This is a genomic window from Collinsella aerofaciens ATCC 25986 (assembly GCF_010509075.1).
Lineage (GTDB): Bacteria > Actinomycetota > Coriobacteriia > Coriobacteriales > Coriobacteriaceae > Collinsella > Collinsella aerofaciens.
Genome location: NZ_CP048433.1, coordinates 1,957,583 through 1,976,475, shown reverse-complemented (window position 1 = coordinate 1,976,475; position 18,893 = coordinate 1,957,583). Strand labels below are relative to the sequence as shown.

The 18,893-nt window shown below is 63.3% G+C and carries 13 protein-coding genes; 8 read left to right on the top strand and 5 right to left on the bottom strand.

The window, feature by feature from the left end:
* The 4 genes from GXM19_RS08860 to GXM19_RS08845 all read right to left on the bottom strand — a co-directional run bounded on the left by GXM19_RS08860 (position 1) and on the right by GXM19_RS08845 (position 3,923).
* Positions 1-1,845: a serine/threonine protein kinase gene (locus GXM19_RS08860; protein ID WP_006235171.1), complete on the bottom strand. Its 1,845-nt coding sequence runs from the start codon at positions 1,843-1,845 to the stop codon at positions 1-3.
* Complete coding sequence (locus GXM19_RS08855; RefSeq protein WP_006235172.1) at positions 1,842-2,747, bottom strand: hypothetical protein; 906 nt, start codon at positions 2,745-2,747, stop codon at positions 1,842-1,844. Before GXM19_RS08855 ends, GXM19_RS08860 begins: the two co-directional genes overlap by 4 nt.
* A 245-nt stretch (positions 2,748-2,992) precedes the next feature.
* Complete coding sequence (gene recR, locus GXM19_RS08850; protein WP_006235173.1) at positions 2,993-3,589, bottom strand: recombination mediator RecR; 597 nt, start codon at positions 3,587-3,589, stop codon at positions 2,993-2,995.
* Between the two features lie 13 nt (positions 3,590-3,602).
* A complete protein-coding gene (locus tag GXM19_RS08845; protein ID WP_006235174.1) occupies positions 3,603-3,923 on the bottom strand; it encodes a YbaB/EbfC family nucleoid-associated protein in 321 nt (106 codons plus the stop codon).
* Positions 3,924-4,262: 339 nt separating this feature from the next.
* Between GXM19_RS08845 and GXM19_RS08840 the strand changes: the two genes are divergently transcribed.
* Positions 4,263-4,736 carry a hypothetical protein gene (locus tag GXM19_RS08840; RefSeq protein WP_006235175.1) on the top strand — a complete coding sequence of 158 codons (474 nt, stop codon included), beginning with the start codon at positions 4,263-4,265 and terminating at the stop codon, positions 4,734-4,736.
* A 21-nt stretch (positions 4,737-4,757) separates the two neighbouring features.
* Here the strand turns inward: GXM19_RS08840 and dnaX are convergent, their stop codons facing one another.
* Entirely contained in the window at positions 4,758-7,235 is a 2,478-nt protein-coding gene (gene dnaX / locus GXM19_RS08835) for a DNA polymerase III subunit gamma/tau (RefSeq protein ID WP_006235176.1), read from the bottom strand.
* A gap of 115 nt (positions 7,236-7,350) precedes the next feature.
* Here dnaX and GXM19_RS08830 point away from each other — a divergent pair, with 115 nt between their 5' ends.
* The 7 genes from GXM19_RS08830 (at position 7,351) to pknB (ending at position 18,414) form a co-directional block, all read left to right on the top strand.
* Positions 7,351-8,067: a hypothetical protein gene (locus GXM19_RS08830; RefSeq protein WP_006235177.1), complete on the top strand. Its 717-nt coding sequence runs from the start codon at positions 7,351-7,353 to the stop codon at positions 8,065-8,067.
* 148 nt (positions 8,068-8,215) lie between these two features.
* Complete coding sequence (locus GXM19_RS08825; RefSeq protein ID WP_006235178.1) at positions 8,216-10,069, top strand: serine/threonine-protein kinase; 1,854 nt, start codon at positions 8,216-8,218, stop codon at positions 10,067-10,069.
* Positions 10,066-11,079 (top strand): FhaA domain-containing protein, encoded by a 1,014-nt coding sequence (locus GXM19_RS08820; protein WP_035136732.1) that lies wholly within the window; start codon positions 10,066-10,068, stop codon positions 11,077-11,079. Before GXM19_RS08825 ends, GXM19_RS08820 begins: the two co-directional genes overlap by 4 nt.
* A gap of 6 nt (positions 11,080-11,085) precedes the next feature.
* Entirely contained in the window at positions 11,086-11,502 is a 417-nt protein-coding gene (locus GXM19_RS08815; RefSeq protein WP_006235180.1) for an FHA domain-containing protein, read from the top strand.
* Entirely contained in the window at positions 11,499-13,433 is a 1,935-nt protein-coding gene (locus tag GXM19_RS08810; protein WP_006235181.1) for a Stp1/IreP family PP2C-type Ser/Thr phosphatase, read from the top strand. Before GXM19_RS08815 ends, GXM19_RS08810 begins: the two co-directional genes overlap by 4 nt.
* Before the next feature lie 16 nt (positions 13,434-13,449).
* A complete protein-coding gene (locus GXM19_RS08805; RefSeq protein WP_006235182.1) occupies positions 13,450-16,320 on the top strand; it encodes an FtsW/RodA/SpoVE family cell cycle protein in 2,871 nt (956 codons plus the stop codon).
* 132 nt (positions 16,321-16,452) lie between these two features.
* Entirely contained in the window at positions 16,453-18,414 is a 1,962-nt protein-coding gene (gene pknB / locus GXM19_RS08800) for a Stk1 family PASTA domain-containing Ser/Thr kinase (RefSeq protein ID WP_006235183.1), read from the top strand.
* The last annotated feature ends 479 nt before the right edge of the window (positions 18,415-18,893 follow it).

The window sequence follows — 18,893 nt, the reverse complement described above, 5'->3', positions numbered from 1 at the left end:
CTAGGCCTCCTTGGTCGTAGAAATAGAATCGGACGATACTTCGACAGGTCCGCCAAAAGTACGGGCAGCTGCGGCTCCACCGGCAAGCGGAGTCGCCATCTGGGCTTTTGTGCGTCGTGGTGCCGAAACGGGAAGTTCAAAGGCAAAGCCCATCGCAAGCAAAAACCACGTAAGCGTATAGGTTGCAACCAGAGCGGCAACAAGGCCGCCCATCACGGCGCGTTGGGAAAATACGCTACATGCAGCCACAACCAGCACCGGAACCTCGCAGGCAGAAAGCGCAAGCACACCCTGCAGGAACCCCGAGCGCCGATTGCGCGCAAGTGCCCCCGCGGTAACGCCGGCTATGCCTGGCAGCGCCAACGCCAGTGCGGCAATAATACTCGGTAGCGACCCAGACCACACGAGCGATCCCAAAGTCGCCGTCACGCGGGCGCCCGACGCCAGCAGCGCGGCCGAAACCACGACCACAGCCCAAACCACGCCACAGACGACCGTCGCGCCGACCATCAGCGCGCGACGAACCGCGCGGCCAGACGCATCCATGGGGCACGGCGTGAGCGGCTCGCCGCGAAGCGAACGACCGACATTTTGCGCATAGTGGTCACAAAACGCCGAGAGCGCCGCCTCGACCGCCGCCGGCTCGGGACGATCTTTTTGATGACTGGACAGACAGGCCATCACCACGTCGAACAGCTGGGCATCGACAAACGCCAGCGCATCGCGTAGCTCTTCGGAATCCGGCTCAAGCCCCAGCTGCTGGGCCTGCTCGGCCGCGGCGAGCGCCACATCGGGCTCACGACGAAGCAGCTGAGTCAAATCACAACCGGGCGCATGGGCACCAATGGGATAGTCGGGCCGTGTGTCCGTCTTGAGACGGTAGGGGCTGGCAATGTCGCGCGTCTTTTTGCGCGAACCCGAGGTGCCCGAAGTGCTCGGCGCGGCTTCGTATGGCACGACGCCGGCAATGAGCTCGTAAACCGTGCTTGTCGCGGCATAGACGTCAATCGCCGGCGACATACGCAAAGCGCGCAGGTCGGGAATATCGTCGGTGAGCATCTCGGGCGGGGCATAGGCAACCGTCGCGCGACGCAGCGTGGCATAACGCTCCGTAAACGACGCCTTGCCGCCGGTACCGGCCACGGCCGACGCAGGCTCAAGCGCCAGCGACGAGCCAAAGTCGATCAGGCACAGGTCAAAGGTGCCCTCGGCAAGCTGTCGGTCAAGCGGCAGGCGCGCCGTACGCACCATAATATTAGCGGGCGAGATATCGCGATGGACAAAGCCCTCGCCCACCAGGCTCATACGGCAGAGCAGATCGAACAGGTCGCGACCCAGACGCGCCGCCACAAGCGGCGATAGGCGTCCGGCATCGTCCACGGCGAGTCGCGAGCGCAAGCGGGCGAGCGTCTCGCCCTCGACCCATTCCATGACAATTGCAGGCACACCGTCAACCTCGCCCCAGCCATAGAGGCGGGGAAAGCCCTTAAGGCCCGAAAGGGCGCGATGGCATTCATATTCCTCGCGAAATGCCGCTTTGAACTTGGCGACCAGCGACTCATGGGCGGCATCGTCGTCAAACTCATCGCGCGTCGGCAAGATGAGCTGTTTGAGTGCTACGTCCTCGCCTTGGGCGTTGACAGCACGCGTCACGCGGCCGATACCGCCACGGCGCATGGTGGCATCGTCGGCAAACAGTATCGTAAAACGACGCAGATAGGCAGGCAGTTCGTCCTGACCGAGCGCAATGGCCGGCTCAAACCCGTCGACACGCGCCAGGCGCAGGCCGACCATGGGATCGCGACCGAGCGATTGTGGTGTGGTGGATGCAAGATCGGTCATCATAGGGCAAGCGCCGCCACGTTATTGTTGAAGTTACCGAGCGCGACGTCATCATCGCCGTAATGGCCGACCCATTGACATAGGTTGGTGTAACAGCCCCACAGATTGGCATACTGCTGATACCACCTTGACCGGGGCGAGAATGTCTGACGACCGAACTCGGCTCGAATGACAAACATCTCCCCGACCAGGCTGTCGCACGGCCTGGGATCTCCCGTAGAGTTATAGGTCGAGACCACGTCATTGGCACGAGAAACATAGCCGTCGAGCATGTTGTACTTGGTCACAAGCCAACTGTGAATGCTCTCTTCCTCAGCAGCGGAAAGGCCGCCGGAGTTTGCATCGTTGTCAGTGTTGCCGCCCGTCGAGCCGCCGTTTCCAGGCCCTCCGGTAGAGGAACCCGACCCAGAGCCGCCGCCCGAACTCGATGAATCCGAGCCGGAGCCAGAAGTATCCGAGCTACCGGGCTTTCCGGACTGCTGGGCGTCCTGCTCCTTTTGCTGCTCGACCTTATTCACCGTTGCCGCCACGCTATTGTTGGACAATCGATCGATGATCTTGGTGTTGGTGAGCACGATGGTTTTGCCATTGGCAAGCGTGACTTCGTTGTCCGGGGCCTCGGCGCCGTCCGCATCGTCGGTGCCAAACACAATATGCCCGACCACACTTGCCCAAGCATATCCAGTCGTGGTGCCCAGATCGCTTTTGACCTCATGCCCCACGCGCGGTTCGCGTGCGGCATGCGCCTGCATCATGGACGGCACGGTCATGCCATAGGCAGAAACGCCAGCTATGACCAGCACCAGCGAGCACGATAGCAGTGCGTACGCCCGCGACGCCAAGCCCAGTCGGCGTCGTATGCGCACCGCGGCGCCGCGCTTTGTCTGAGTGCCACCGGGCCGCATGCGTTCTCCTCCAACAAAAACACGCCGCTCGGGAGCGGCGCATTCATTCGAATCCATATTTGAGTGTATCAGCGAACCAAAAAGGTTGCGCAACGAATGGACAAATTAAGGATGCGAGCGGAAGCATCCATGCGATAAGTGGATACGAAGCATCTTTGTTGCACAACAAACTCACAGTCGCACGGGGAAATTATGACTACCCCGTGCGTCGCGAGGAAAACATACGGCAGGAGCAGGCTCGCCACCTAAATCGCGCGGCGGGCCTCGATGGCGCGGCCAAGCGTAAGCTCGTCGGCATACTCCAAGTCGCCGCCCACGGGAAGGCCGCTTGCCAGACGCGACACCTCGACGCCCAACGGCTTGATGGTACGGGCCAGATAGCTCGCCGTGGTCTCGCCCTCAATATTGGGGTTGGTGGCGATGATGACCTCGTGGATGTCCTCGTGGCCCAAGCGTGCCAGCAGCTCTCGAATGTGCAGCTGCTCGGGGCCAATCTTGTCCATGGGACTGATCACGCCGCCCAATACGTGGTAGAGGCCGTGGTAGCTGCCCGTGCGCTCGATCGCCTGGACATCGCGCGGCTCGCCCACCACGCAAATGCGAGTGGTATCGCGCATCGGGTCCTGGCAGATGGAGCACTCGTCGGCCGTGGCGTAGTTAAAGCAGCGGCTGCAAAAGTGGACCTCCTGCTTGACCTCCAGGATGGCCTCGGCCAGGCGGCGCGCCTCCTCGGCGTCGGCCTCCAACAGGTAATAGGCGATGCGCTGGGCCGACTTGGGACCAATGCCCGGCAGACGGCCCAGCTCATCGAGCAGTTTTTGCAGACTGTGGTTGGCACTCATATATATGCGTGTCTTAGAACGGCATGCCCGGGATGTTGAGGCCGCCGGTGATGGCGCCCATCTGCTTGTTGGCGAGCTCGTTGACGCCGCGGACGGCCTCGTTGACGGCAGCCATGATCATATCCTGCAGCATATCGACGTCCTCGGGATCGAGCGCATCGGGATCGATGGTGAGGTTGACGAGCTCCATCTCGCCGTTAACGGTCACCTTGACCATGCCGCCGCCGGCAGAGGCGTCGACGGTCTGGGACTTGAGGTTCTCCTGCGCGGCGGCAAGCTGCTCCTGCATCTTGCGAGCCTGCTTCATCATCTGCTGCATGTTCATACCGGCCATGATGGCTCCTTTACGTGCGGCCGCACGCCGAGCTGCAAGGGCAGCCGGAGCACGGCGGGACTTTCAAACTCAAAAATCGTACCACGGCGCGCGGCGAGAGAGCGGGGCGGACGTGTTACCTCAGTCGATATACATGTCCTCCAATACAAACCGCACTCAAAGATTATGCAAGGTCGAATTATGCAAGGTTGCATAATATCGCACACTCAATCTAGTAGAGCCGAATCCGGCATTTCATGTGCGCCACTAAATAGCTAAATGCCGAACCGCTGCTCGAGGCGGCGCACATGGCGGCAGGGTATAATTTGATTGCCATAGATAGTAATTTGGAGGTGCCCCATGAATGCCCCCAACGCGCTCCAAAACATCCGCTCAAAACACCCCGTTGCATATGTGGTTCTCTATCTCTTTGTCGGCTGGGCATTGCTGGTTGTCATCACCCATGCCATAGCTTTTGGAGCAGAACTGCTGATAGCCAGCTCGGACCAGCCCGTCGTCAAATGGGAGACGACCGATGAGTGCACCGACGGAACCCGAACCGTCTACTACAACAGCCCGTCCCTCTATCAAGAGTTCAAGGTCAAGATAAAGGACTTCAAGATTGTCGATGCCGAGCTAGGCGTTTATTTGGCAATCGGAGCAACCATTAACGCCGAGCAAGTCGAGTACACGGACAGCCATGCGACGTATCGTATCGACCTCAGCATCCTAGGCCGACCGTCACGCACCTGTCTGCTCAAATGCGACATACGCGGCACCACACTACACATGTCCGAAATACAGATGCGCCCGGACAAGGGGTCCTCTTCTTGAGCAGTATACCCGCCTGCGCAGCTACTCCACCGGCTTGAAGATGGTGGCCTGGCCAAAGACGCTGCGGATGAGGGCCTTGGCCTCGTCCTCGGTCTGCGGGATGCTCGGGGCTGCGCCCTGATGGCCGAAGGGGCTGCCAGCACCGGGATTGGATTCCCAGGGAGCGGCGGGGACGTCGTCGTTTGCAGAGGCTGCGGGTGCCACAGCAGCGGCCTTGGTCGCGGACGCCGCACCCGACACGTCGAACGGGGGCAGATCGTCCCCGCCGGCATCGGCAGCAAAACCACCGACCATAGCATCGTCGTAGGGCACCTGCTCGGATTCCCATGGCGCAGCCTGCGCAGGCGGCTGAGCCATGGGGACGGACGCGCGCTCGGGCGCTCGGGGCGCGGGCTCGGTCGGGAGCTTGCCCGTGGCAGGAGCACCGGCAGGGTTGTCGGAGCGCAGCCAAGGGGCCTTGGCCAGGTCGGATGACTTGGGCGCAGGCGCGGCAGCGGACTTGGGCGCGGGGATCGGAGCAGCCGGTTTGGGCGCAGCGGGTTCAGGCGCCGACGGGGTCGGTGCCGCTACCGGCGCCGCTTTTGGCTGCGTCGCGCTGGCGCTCGAGGATGCAGGGGGCACCGAGGACACGGGTTGCGGGTCCGCAGATACCGCAGCCCGTGCAGATGGAGAATGCTCCTCATGTTGAGGAGCCGGCGTGCCACCCCCATCCAGGACATAGTCGACGGTACGACGACCGAAGACCGCGCAGACCGTCGGCAGGACCACCGACTGCGTATCGGCGCGACCGAGCATCTTGATGGCAAAAGTCGAACCCGCGGGGAACGAGACCGTGAGCTTGGAGCCGTCGTCGGCCGTGGCGCGGGCGTTGAGCAAAAGCCCTGCGTAGGAGGCCTGACGAGCCTTGACGCGCTCGACGACCTCGGCCCATTTGCGCTGGAGCTCGCCGGCGTCCTCAACCGCGGGGGTCTCGGCAGCACCGGCGGCGGCAACCTGGGCGGCGTTGTTGGGCTTGGACACCGACACGGTCGATGCAGCAGGCGCGGAAGCCGGAGCCGCAACGGGCTGAGGTGCAGGCGTTACAGGTCTGGGCGCCGGCGCAGGAGCCGCGGACTTGGGCGCAGGCTGGGCAGCCGGAACAGCAGCGCCGCGGTCCCAAGGCATACCGCCCTGGCGCGCGGACGTAGCAGCGGGGGCAGCGGATGCCGCCGGAGCGGCAGCACGAGCGCCCGAAATGAGCGTCGGCTGTTGGGCAGCAGCGGGTACGGATGCTGCAGGCGCGGCGGCCTGAGCAGCAGCCACGCTCGCCGGCACGGCGCCGTTGGCAATCATGGCCTCCAGGCGTGCCACGCGCTCGGCCAATGCCTCAATCGTTAAATCGGCCTCGGGACGCGCCAGACGCGTGCAGGCAATCTCGAGCACCAGGCGCACGTCGCTCGCGCCCCTCATCTCCAGTGCGGCATCGTCGAGCACCGTCAGCACGCGGGCCAGGCGGTCGGCAGGATGCTCGCCAAAGGCAGCGGCCTCGGCAGCAAGCGCCTCGGCCTGCTCGGAGCCGCCCTCAAACAGCTCGGCACGGGCACCGGCAACGCAGGCAACGTACACGTCGCGCACATGCGCCACCAGGTCGCGCGTCAGCTCCAGCAGGTCATTGCCCTCCTCGACCTGCGCACGGATCAGTCCATAGAGCTCGGCAACATCGCGATCGGCAATGGCGCGGGAAAACTCGCCCAGAATCTGGTCCGAAACCTCGCCCAAAAGCGAGCGGGCGTCGTCCGCATGCACAGAACCGTTGCCAAAGACGCTCAGCTGCTCCAGCGTGGAAAGCGCGTCGCGCATACCGCCCTTGGCATGGCGCGCCACAATGGCGAGTGCCTCGTCGTCGTAATCGAAGCCCTCCTGCTCGCACACGTAGGACAGGCGATGCTCGATATCCTCGTTGCCGATGCGGTGGAAATCGAAGCGCTGGCAGCGCGAGAGGATGGTCTCCAGAATCTTTTGCGGGTCGGTGGTGCACAGCACAAAGATCACGTGCGCCGGCGGCTCCTCAAGCGTCTTGAGCAGCGCGTTGAACGCCGCCGTCGTGAGCATGTGGACCTCGTCGATGATATAGATCTTGTACTTGCCGCGCACCGGGGCAAAGTTGACGGAGTTGATGATCTCCTCGCGCACGTTGTCCACGCCGGTACGGCTTGCGGCATCGAGCTCGTAGACATCCGGGTGGTTGCCCTCGGCGATGAGCTCGCACTCCTCGCAAGCACCGTCGGGCAAGCAGCCGCTTGCACCCTCGGCGCGCGCCGCCTCGGCATTGCGACACAGCAGCGCCTTGGCCAGAATGCGCGCCATGGTGGTCTTGCCCGTGCCGCGCGGTCCGCAGAATAGGTACGCGTGGGACAGGCGCCCCTCGGTGATGGCGTGCTCGAGCGTCGAGACGATATGCTGCTGGCCCACCACGGAGTCGAAGGTGAGCGGGCGATACTTTCGGTACAACGATTCCATGGGTGCTCCCCCGGGTATACTGAGTCTTGTTGCCGCGGCGGCCATGCGGTCGCACGGCATACTGCATTCCATAATACCCGTACGGCGAGCCCGCCGCGATAGGAGTCCAAAGAGCATGGCAGACGCAGAGAGCAACCTCGTCCCCTCCGAAGCAGCCGACCAGGTCGAGGTCGCGCTCGAGGAGCAGGCCGCAGCCGACGACGGCATCCTGTACCTCAACGAGTACCAGTACGAAAACGACCTGGTCACCGACTTCGCCCGCCTGGTCGCCTCGCCCAGGCGTCGCGGCTCGCTGTATGTCGCCGCGGCATTTGCCGCGCTGCTCGGCATTGGCATGCTGGTGGCCGGCGGCAACTGGATCAAGTTTGGCGTCGTCCTGATCGTGTTCGGCGCCTTTTTGGCCTGGTGGAGCAAAAACCTGCACCACACCCTCGCCCGCGACTTTATCGACGCCGTTGAGGCCGACGAGTCCATGGGTGGCCGCTATCGCCGCGTCGCCGCCAACGAGGACGGCCTGATGGTTTGGGGCAAGAGCGGCAAGTCACAGTTCTTCCCGTTTGAAAAGCTCGACCACGTGCTCGACGGCGAGCGCATCTTTGTGGCCATGTTCGCCGACCAGGGCGTGACGATCCCTAAGGACACCTTTGTCCGCGGCGATGCCGAGCAGTTCGGTCCCTTCCTCAAGGCCCGCATCAACAAAAAACTCCGCATCGAGACCAAACGCAAGAAGATGAAGGCAGAAAAGGCCGCCGTCGAGGCCAAGCAGGGCGACAAGCCCCAGGAGACCAAGGGCAAGCAGCGCAAGCAGAAGAAGAACAAGAAAAAGCGCTAGGCCGGACGCAAGGTCCAGACCCCAGACGGAGCTTAAATTGAATGTCGCCCACCTGCGCGTGCTACACTAGCAGCATCTATGCCACCGCGAACGGCTCGGCTCCGCGCCCGCCGCTCGCAAACGAACTTTAAACGCACGAGGGTTGGCCATGCCGCTTTTCTCGCAACATACCGCCCGGTTCTCGCCGGACGTTCCTTTGGAGGGCACCAGCTCTCGCGAGCTGCTCAAGCGGTACCAGCCGCTCGAGACACTTGCGACCGGCGGTTTTGGCTCCATCGAGATCTGCCGCGACACGCACCTGCGCCGCCGCGTCGCCATTAAGCGTATCCCCCTTATCAACGGTGCTGGCATGCCCGCCAGCGACATCATGGATGTCCTGCGCGAGGCGCACACCGCCGCCATGCTTCAACATCCCAATATCGTGCAGGTCATCGACTTTACGCACGACACAGCCTATGCCTACCTAGTCATGGAGTATGTCGATGGCATGTCGCTGGCCGAGTTTTTGCACCGCGTGGACGGCCACTCACTTACCTTTGACGAGGCCGCAGCTATTGCCGATGCCCTGGGCCAGGCGCTCACCTTCGCCCATAGTAATGGCGTACTCCACCTGGACATTAAGCCCGCCAACGTGCTCATCGACCACTCGGGCAATGTAAAGCTCACCGACTTTGGCATGGCGCGACTGTCGTCCGCCGGTGGCTTTGGCGGTTCGCGCGGCGGCACCATCGGCTACATGCCGCCCGAGCAGCTCGATATCGAGACCGGCACGGTCGACGAACGCGCTGATGTCTTTGCCCTTGCCTGTGTGATCTACGAGGGCCTGTGTGGCAGCGCCCCCTTTATGGCGGCCACGCCCGCCGACTCGCTCGGCCACATCATCGGCGGCGCCACCTATCCCAGCGAGCTGATACCACACTTTCCCCCGGGAGCCGAGAGCGCGCTCATGAGCGCGCTCTCCCCCATGCCGCAGGACCGCCCCAACAGCATCGAGGCATTTTGCGACCAGCTCCTTGCCGGTCTGGGCAGCGTGCGCGAAGGCCGTCGCAGCCTGGAGCAAATGGTTGGCGAGCTTTCGGATGACGAGCAGGAGCTCGACGATATCGAGCCGTCGCACTACGAGGACGACGCCATCGAGGTCGACCCCGCACTCGGCTGGGCGGGCACGCGCTGGAGCCATGCGCGCGACTACACCATGCGCACTATCTCGGCGCTAACGTGCGGCACCTTTAGCTTTTTGCTGATGCAAACGGCCGGGGTCGCGGCGCTTCCCGGCCTGGTCATTGCGGCTATCGCGATCGGAGCGGCGGCTGGCCTGGCCCCCCAGATTGGCTCGGCCATCTCGGCTGTGGGCTTTTTGGTGCTCATGGCCAACGCCACCATGCAGGCACAGGGCATCCTGTCGATGCTGCCCGTCGCGGTGATCTTTGCCGCCGCCATGTCCGGTTGGTGGATCGCCTGGGGTCGCACCGAGACTGCCGCGAGCGCCACGCTCACCTGTGCACTCGCGCTTGGCTGTCTGACCGGCAATACCTTCCTGGCAGCTGGGGTCGCCGCCGGCGTCGCGTCATTTTGGCTCGGCCCGGCAAGCGCCGCCGCGGCAACGGGCATGGGCGCGCTTTTTGCCCGTCTGGCCACGGTCGCGCTTTCAGCCGGAGGCGTGCTGGGGCTCGGTAACGTTGCCGCAGCGCTGGGAGACCCGCTCCTTTGGGCTGCCTTTGTGCTGGTCGCGGCAACTGCCGCGGCGTCATCTGCGCTGCTCAATGTCCATGCCAAGCGTGCCAATCAGGGCTCAAACCTTGCCGCAATCGCCGCCATCGCTGTCACCGGCATCGGCTGCGCAGCGGCGTCCTGTCTTGCACACCATATGGAAATTGCCAGCCTTGCAGCCGCGGTCATCGCCAAGGCGGCGGTTGCGGGAATCCTATCCTCTATAATCGTTGGGATATGCCTATATTTGCTCGGATACCAAAGAACTTATACGGAGAGTGATCTTTCGTGAACTTCCTGAACATCTTCGAGGACCACGTGGCCGGCATCTTCGGTGCCACCCGTGCCCCGTTCTCCTTTAAGAAGCTTGCCAAGCAGGCCGCTCGCGACATGGAGGATCAGACTCTGGTGATCAACGGCGTCAACACGGCGCCGGCACTCTATACCATCCTGATCGCCGCCGACGACGATCCCATGCTCGCCCCGTTCTACCCCGAGCTTTCGCGCGAGGTCCGCGAGTTCGTGAAGGCGCAGGCCGAAAAGCGCCGCTATGTCTTTGTCGGCGAGCCCCTCGTGCGCTTTATGATCGATCCGCAGCTGCGCGCCGGCAAGTTCTCGGTCTTTGCCGAGAACGTCGATGCCCCCACGCTCGGCCGCCTGTACGAAGAAGAGCGCGCCTATCAGAACGGCCTGGGCCAGAACAACTCCGCGGCAAGCCGTGCCGCCAGCGCCCCGCGCGCCGGCCAGCAGCAGTTTGCTGCCCCGCAGCAGCAGCGCCCCGCCGCCATGCCCCAGCAGCAGCCGACGCCTCGCGCCGCCGCTCCCGACCCGCTTGCCGTGGCAGACCCCTTCGCGCCTAGCGTCCCCGACCCCGCCGCCGCACCCATCCCGGTGCCTCAGACCGTCTCGCGCGACGCGCTTGCCGGCATGGGCGGAGCCGCCGCGACCGGTGCCGCCGTGGGCCTAGGCGCCGCAGCCGGCATCGCCTCCAACATGGCGAGCACTCGCGCCCCGCAGCGCCCGCTCGCCCAGCTCGTCGACGTCGTGAGCGGCGAGAGCCATAGCATCACCTCCGCACAGGTGACCATCGGTCGCGAGCGCTCAGTTTCCGACATTGCCCTGCGCGACCCCAACGTGTCGCGCCGCCACGCCCAGCTCACCTTTACGGGCTCGGATTGGTCGATCGAGGACCTCAATTCCACCAACGGCACGCTCGTCAACAACCGCCGCATTACGCGCTGCCCGCTGCGCAACGGCGATCTGCTGACGTTTGGCCTGAGCACCTTTGAATTTAGGGGATAGTCGCTTATGAACATCGATATCGTCCTTTTTGCAGGCCGCATCGTCCTGGTCGCCCTGCTCTATATCTTCCTGTTCGCCGTCATGAAGACCGGCGTGGGACTTGTGCGTGGACAGCGCCGCGACTCGGCTATCTGGACGATCGATGTGGACAAGGGTCCGCGCGGTATCCGCGGCATCCACGTAGACATGCTCGGCCCCGTCATCGTCGGTCGCTCGCCATCTTCGGACATCTGCATCAACGAACCGTTCGTCTCGGCCTCGCATGCGCGCTTTTCGCTGCAGGGCCCGGCACTCATCATCGAGGACCTCAACTCGCTTAACGGCACGCTCGTCAACGGCCGCCAGCTCGTGGAGCCCGCAACGCTGCGCGAGGGCGACGAAGTCCAGATTGGCGACGTGGTCATGAAGGTGAACCGTCGATGATCGACGAGGAGAACAAGTCCGCAACTATGACCGAGGCACCGGCTGCCGCCGTAGCTGCACCGGCCCACGCCGCTCCGGCGGACTCCACACCCGTGGAGCCCGAGGACACCGTGTTCTCCCTGCCTCTTTCGCATGTAACGCATGATATTTCGGATCTCGCCGATAACGAGGGCGAAGAGGATGCCGCAGCAGCGCCCATCGGCGCACATGCTGCGGAACAGCCCACAGCGCCCGAAGCAACCCCGGCGCCGGCTCACTTTGCAGAGCCCGTCGCCGCGGCAATCAACGAGAGCGCTGCGGTGTTTGCGGCACCCGAGCCCGCCGCGCCGGCGTTTCCCATGGCCCCGGCGTCCGAGGTTGCGCCCGCGTCTACGCCGGCGCCCGAGGCAGGGACATCCCCCGAGGACGGCCCTGCACCCAAGACCCCGCAGCCTGCGCCCGCAAGCGAGTCCGATGCCGTGGCCGAGCCCGCCGCCCAGTCGCAAAACACGCCCGCGCCGTCGCACTTTGCGACGCCCGAGCCTATAGACGTCAGCCCGCAAGACGACGAGTCGACCGCCCGCGTGTCCGAGGAGCCCGACTCCCCGGACACCGACAATTCCGAATCAAACGCCGAGACCGACACCGTCTCTCCCGGTGACACAGCCGAGATCGACGTTGCCGCCGTTGAGGCCAAGCTCAAAGACCCCGGCTCAACCATGAGCTTTGAGCCCCTGACCGAGGAGCGCATCGAGACCGACTCGACCTATGATGCCGGCACCACCACGCAACTCATGTGGGGCGCCCGCTCCGACGTTGGCTGTGTGCGCCCGCACAATGAGGATTCCTACCTGGTGCAGTCGCCGCTCTTTTGCGTATGCGACGGCATGGGCGGTCACGCCGCCGGCGAGGTAGCCTCTTCTATCGCCGTCGAGACTATTGCCAAAACGGCCCCGCAGTCCGCCGACGCAGCACGCTTGGCCGCAGCCGTCGAGGCCGCTAACGCCGCCGTAATCGAGGCGGCCCTGAACGGCCTGGGCAAGCCCGGCATGGGCTGCACAGCCACCTGCGCCTACATCGAAAACGACACGCTCGCCATCGCCCACGTGGGCGACTCTCGCGCCTATCTGCTCCACGAGGGCACGCTCATCCGCGTGACCCGCGACCACTCCTACGTGGAGGAGCTCGTGGACGCCGGCGAGATCACGGCAGACGAGGCTCGCGTCCACCCCAACCGTTCGGTCATCACCCGCGCACTGGGCTCGGACCCCGCCATGTATGCCGACCACTTCACTCTGCATATCGAGGAAGGCGACCGCCTGATCCTGTGCTCCGACGGCCTCTCGAGCATGATTCCCGATAGCGATATCGAGAACATCGCCACGCAGTCCTCAACCGCGCAAATCTGCGTCGACAACCTAGTGGACGCGGCGCTTGCCGCCGGCGGCCACGACAACGTGACCGTAGTAGTCGTTGACCTGGTTGACGATGGCGTCATGCGCGAGGCGCAACGCGTGCGTCGCCGCAACGTTACTATCGCCGCCATCCTGGCCCTCGTCTTTGTGCTGGCAGCTGGCATCTGGGCCTACACGGGTGTCACCGGCTCGTACTACCTGGGTACCTACCAGGGCAATGTCGCCGTCTGGCGCGGCCTGCCCGGCAAGCCACTCGGACTCAAGCTCCACTGGCTCGAAAGCGAAACCAGCATCAAGCTGTCCGACCTGCCCGAAGACACGCAAAACCGCCTCAAGGCGGGCATTCCGCAAACAAGTGTCGACGATGCGCAGGACACGATATCCAAGTACCGCCACCAGATCGACGAGGAGCAGACCCGCCAGGTGATCGACGCGCAAACGATTCGCGACAACACCAATCAGGGATCGACCTCCGAATCAGATTCCGAGAAAACCGCCGAACAGTCCGCCGAGGCCGAAGCCTCCGATAAGAATTAGAAAGGGAGTGCCGCTTATGAGTCGCCGCAACACCGAGCTGCTCTTGCTCATCGCCTCGGCGTTCCCCGTCATCCTGCTGTATGCGATGTACGTCCTCACCGCGGGCGCTGCCATCTCCTTTGAGACGCTCGCCGTACCGATCGGCCTCTTTGCCGCCTTTGCCGCGGCCCACATTGCCGTGCGCATCTTGGCGCCCGGTGCCGACCCCGCCATCCTGCCCATCGTATTTATACTTTCGGGCATCGGCATCACGTTCGTGACGCGTCTCGCCCCCGCTCTCGCCATCTCACAGCTCATCATCCTGTTTGTCTCGGTGGCGCTCATGGTGGGAACGCTTGCACTAGTCAAAAACCTCGACGTGGTCATGCGCTACAAGTACACCTTTGGCATCATCGGCATCATTCTGCTGATGCTGCCTATCTTTATCGGCACCACGATCTCGGGCTCCAAGCTGTGGATTCGCATCGCGGGCTTTACCATCCAGCCTGGCGAGTTCGCCAAGGTCTTTATCGTGCTGTTCCTGGCCGGGTACCTGGCCGAGAACCGCGAGCTACTCTCCATCTCCAACCGCAAGATCCTGGGCTTTAAGATCCCTCGCCTGCGACTGCTGCTGCCGCTGTTTGCCGTGTGGGGTGTGTGCCTGCTCGTCGTCGTCTTCGAACGCGACCTGGGTTCGGCCGTGCTGTTCTACACCATCTTCTTGCTGATGCTCTACGTTGCCACGGGGCGCTTTTCGTATGTCGTTATCGGCCTTGCGCTCTTAGCTGTCGGAGCCGTGGGCGCCTACAAGTTCCTATCGCACGTTCAGGTGCGTTTCCAGGTTTGGGTCGATCCGTTTAAGGACGCCCAGGGCCAGGGCTACCAGATCGTCCAGTCGCTCTTCTCGCTTGCCGATGGCGGTCTGGTCGGTGTTGGCATCGGCAACGGCATGGCCAACAACATCCCTGTCGTCGAGTCCGACTTTATCTTCTCGGCCATCGGCGAGGAGATGGGTCTTTTGGGCGGCGGCGCCGTGCTCATCCTGTTTATGCTCTTTGCCGTGCGTGGCCTCACCACAGCTGCCCGCGCTAAATCCGACCTCGCCGCCTTTAGCGCCACGGGCCTTACGGCCGCCATCAGCTTCCAGGCCTTCTTGATCGTTGGCGGCGTAACCCGCCTGATTCCGCTGACCGGCGTCACCCTGCCCTTTATGAGTCAGGGCGGCTCCTCTCTGCTGGCAAGCTTTATCATCGTCGCGCTCCTGCTGCGCGCCGGTGACGAGGCGACCGGACGCGAGGCAGAGCTTACCGGCACCGGCACCATGGCCGCCATCACCGATGATCAGGTCGCATCGGCCGCCGCCCCGACGGGCACGCGCTTTGCCACCTCGTCTTCCTACGGCAGCGGTAGCCATTCCGTCGGCTCGCGCATGCGCCGTCGCCTGCTCGACACGCCTGAATCCGGTGTGCTCGGCCGCGTTGCGCTTGCCAACCGTCTAACTCGTGCGGTGCTCGCCTTTACGGCGCTGTTCGCCATCCTTATCGGCAACCTCACCTATGTCCAAGTCATCAAGGCCAAGGACTATCAGGACATGCCGACCAACAACCACACCATCGCCCGCTCCAAGTACATCCAGCGCGGTTCCATCATCACGTCCGACGGCGTGACGCTGGCCGAGTCGCTGCAGCAGGAGGACGGCACCTACGTACGCTCCTACCCCAACGGTAACCTAGCAGCGCACGTGGTTGGCTACGTGAGCCAGCAGTATGGCACCACCGCCATCGAGAGCGTCATGAACGACACGCTCACCGGCTCTAAGGATTACTCCAGCTGGAACAACGCCATCGCGTCGCTCGCGGGCCAGACCCAGCCGGGCAACACCGCCAAGCTCACCATCGACTCGCGTATCCAGACGGCGGCCGAGCAGGCGCTCAAGGGCTTTAAGGGCGCTGTAGTGGTCATCGACCCGCGTACCGGCGCGGTGCTCGCATGTGCCAGCTCGCCCACCTACGACAACACCAACATCGATGCCCTGTTGCAGACGGGCGGCGGCGAGGACGGCTCCATGTACAATCGCGCCATGGACGCGCTGTACACGCCGGGCTCAACGTTTAAGGTCGTTACGCTTTCCGCGGCACTCGAGACCGGTACCGCCAGCCTTACCAGCACCTACCAGGCGCCCGGCTCCATGGACATCGGCAACGCACCGGTCACCAACGATGCCAACGAGAGCTACGGCACCATCAGCCTGCAGCAGGCCTTTGCCGTGTCCTCCAACGTCGTCTTCGGCCAGGTGGCAAACGAAGTTGGCGCAAACACGCTCGTGCAGTTTGCCAACGCCTTTGGCTACGGCCAAAAGCTCGGCCAGGACCTGACCTCCGCGGCCTCCATCATGGCCGACCCGTCGCTCATGACCGAGTGGGAGACCGCCTGGGCCGGCGCCGGCCAGCCTGTCGGCATGGACCACACGCCCGGCCCGCAGACCACCGTCATGCAAAACGCCGTGATTGCCGCCGCCATCGCTAACAGCGGCGTGGTCATGGACCCGTACTTTGTAGCCCAGGTACTCGCCCCGGACGGAACCGTGGTCAAGACCACGCAGTCCCGCTCGCTTGGTCAGGCCGTCAGCTCCGCCACGGCCGACCAGGTCAAGCAGGCTATGCTCGCGGTTGTCCAGTCCGGTACCGGTACCGATGCCCAGATTCCGGGCGTCAAGGTCGCCGGCAAAACCGGTTCGGCCGAGACCGGCGGCACCAACGTCAACTCGATGTTCGTTGGCTTTGCACCTTACGATTCACCCACGGTCGCTATCTCGGTGGCCTTGGAGGATTTCGACAAGCATGACGTCAAGGCCGCCAAGATCGCCGGTATCGTCCTGACCGCGGCGCTTGCCGCACAGGGAGCGTGATGCCCATGATTGAATCGGACACCCGAGGCGCGCCGCGGCCGAAGAGTTAGCGGCAACGCGCCACACGGCCCCAGCGGCCACATCGTAGGTACTACACACATCGTTGAGCGAATAGTTATGTTAGGAGCAGGAATGGAACAGAGGGTCCTCGGGGGAAGATACCTCCTCAAGGATAAGGTGGGAACAGGCGGCATGGCGACCGTCTACCGTGCACAGGACCAGGTCCTCGACCGCACGGTAGCCGTCAAGATCATGCTGCCGCAGTATGCTGGCGACGCAACCTTCGCCGCACGCTTTAAGCAGGAGGCCCAGGCAGCAGCCGGTCTCTCCTCCCCCTATATCGTGGGCGTCTACGATTGGGGCAAGGACGGCGACACCTATTACATCGTCATGGAGTACCTGCGCGGCACCGACCTTAAGAGCGGCATCAAGAGCCACGGCGCCCTCGACCCCAAGAAGGTCGCCCAGATCGGCTCGCAGATCAGCTCTGCGCTTTCGGTCGCCCACAAGCACGAGATCATCCACCGCGACATTAAGCCGCAGAACATCATGGTGCTGCCCGACGGCAACATCAAGGTGATGGACTTTGGCATCGCGCGCGCCAAGAACAGCCACCTCACGCAAGACAATAACGTGCTCGGAACTGCCCACTACGTCAGCCCCGAGCAGACCCGTGGTCAGGACCTCGGCCCCACCTCGGATATCTACTCGCTGGGCGTCGTGATGTATGAATGCGCCACCGGCCGCGTTCCCTTTGACGGTGACGACGCTATCTCGGTCGCACTCAAGCAGGTCAACGAGCTGCCTATTCCGCCGAGCCAGATCAACTCCGGTGTCGACGCCGACCTTGAGCGCATCATCCTCAAGTGCATGGAGAAGGACCCCACAAACCGCTTCCAGACCGCCGACGAGCTGCGTCAGGTGCTCAACAGCTACCTGTCGGGCCGTGCCGTCAACGTCTCGGAGCCCACGCGCATCATCGGTGCCCCCGGTGAACTGGGCGCCACCAAGACTCGCGAGCTTTCCGATCAGACGCGCGCCATGGTGCGTCCCGTCTCGGGCGTGAGCGGCCAGAATACCGCCCGTAGCTCGGTTTCGGGATCCACCGGCTCCTACGAGGTCGAAGAGCCCAAATCCAACAAGAACAAGATCATCGCCGCCGTGGTGGCAGCGGTTGCCGTCATCGGCATCGTGGTGGCCTTTGCCACAGGACTCTTTGGCGGCGAGCAGGTCACCGTGCCCGATGTGCTGGGCAAGGACCAGCAGACTGCCGTCGAGCTGATCAAGGAAGCCGGCCTCGAGGTCGGCACCATCGACCAAAGCTACAACGACGATGTCGACGAGGGCAAGGTCGCCGAGCAGACGCCCAACGGCAACACCAAGAAGACCAAGGGCACCAAGGTGAACCTGGTAATCTCCAAGGGCCCCAAGCCCTCCGAAAAGGTTGAGGTTCCCAAACTTGTCGGCCTGACCAAGGACCAAGCAGAAGCCGCACTGGCAAGCGTTGGCCTGAAGGGCAACGCCTCCGAGGAGGCCAACGAGGCTGATGAGGGCCAGGTCTTTGAGCAGGGCACCGAAGCCGGTAAGGAAGTCGCGAAGGGCACGACCATCTCGTACAAGGTCTCGAGCGGCCCGGATACCACGTCCGTCCCCGACCTGACCGACATGACCGAGGCCCAGGCGCGCAACGCCCTCGATATGGCAGGCTTTGGCGTCGACGTGAGCTACCAGGAGAACGACTCGGTTACCGAGGGCACCGTGATCAGCTGGAACCCCAGCGGCAAGCAGAAGCCCGGCGCCACGATTACCGTCGTCATTGCCAAGAAGTCCGGCAAGGCCACCGTCCCGGGCAACCTGTACGGCAAGAGCATCTCCGCCGCCGTTACCGCGCTCAACAACGCCGGTTTCTATAACATTGGCTTCTGTGACCAGAACGGCAATCCCGTAAGCGGTAACGAGGATGCCACCGTTACGGGCGTCTCCCCCACTGGCAAGCAGTCCACCGACAGCACGATTACGCTGACGGTCGCACTTTCTGGTTCGGGCTCGGGCTCGGGCACGAGCACGGGCGACGATTCCGGTACGACCAACTAGTCGCCACCCCACCGCTTATCGCGGCTTTCGCCGCAAACATATTCGCTCACAGGCGCCCGCTTGCTCCCCCAGCAAGCGGGCGCTTCGTTTTTGACATGGCATTGAACCAGAAGAGCCCGGCACCGTAGCGGTACCGGGCTCGACAAATCTCTGGTGCTCCGGGCGGATTCGACCCCCCCGCGGGGAAATTGGTGACGCGGGTGTCGACGGTCCGAATCCGCCGGCGGTCCCCACAAACCAGAAACGGCGCCGCTCTCGCGACGCCGTCATAATCTTCTGGTGCCCCCGGGCGGATTCGGACCGTCGACACCCGCTTTAGGAGGTCATGAGCTATTACCCTACCTGCGGTTTTTCATTTTCATCAATATCTCTGTTTCCGCAGGTAATTTAGCTATTATGCCGTTTTTGCTCTTCTTGATTAGTTTGCTATTTCACCCTTTTTACACCCCTTTACCCCTTCATTTTGACTTGCAGGGGTG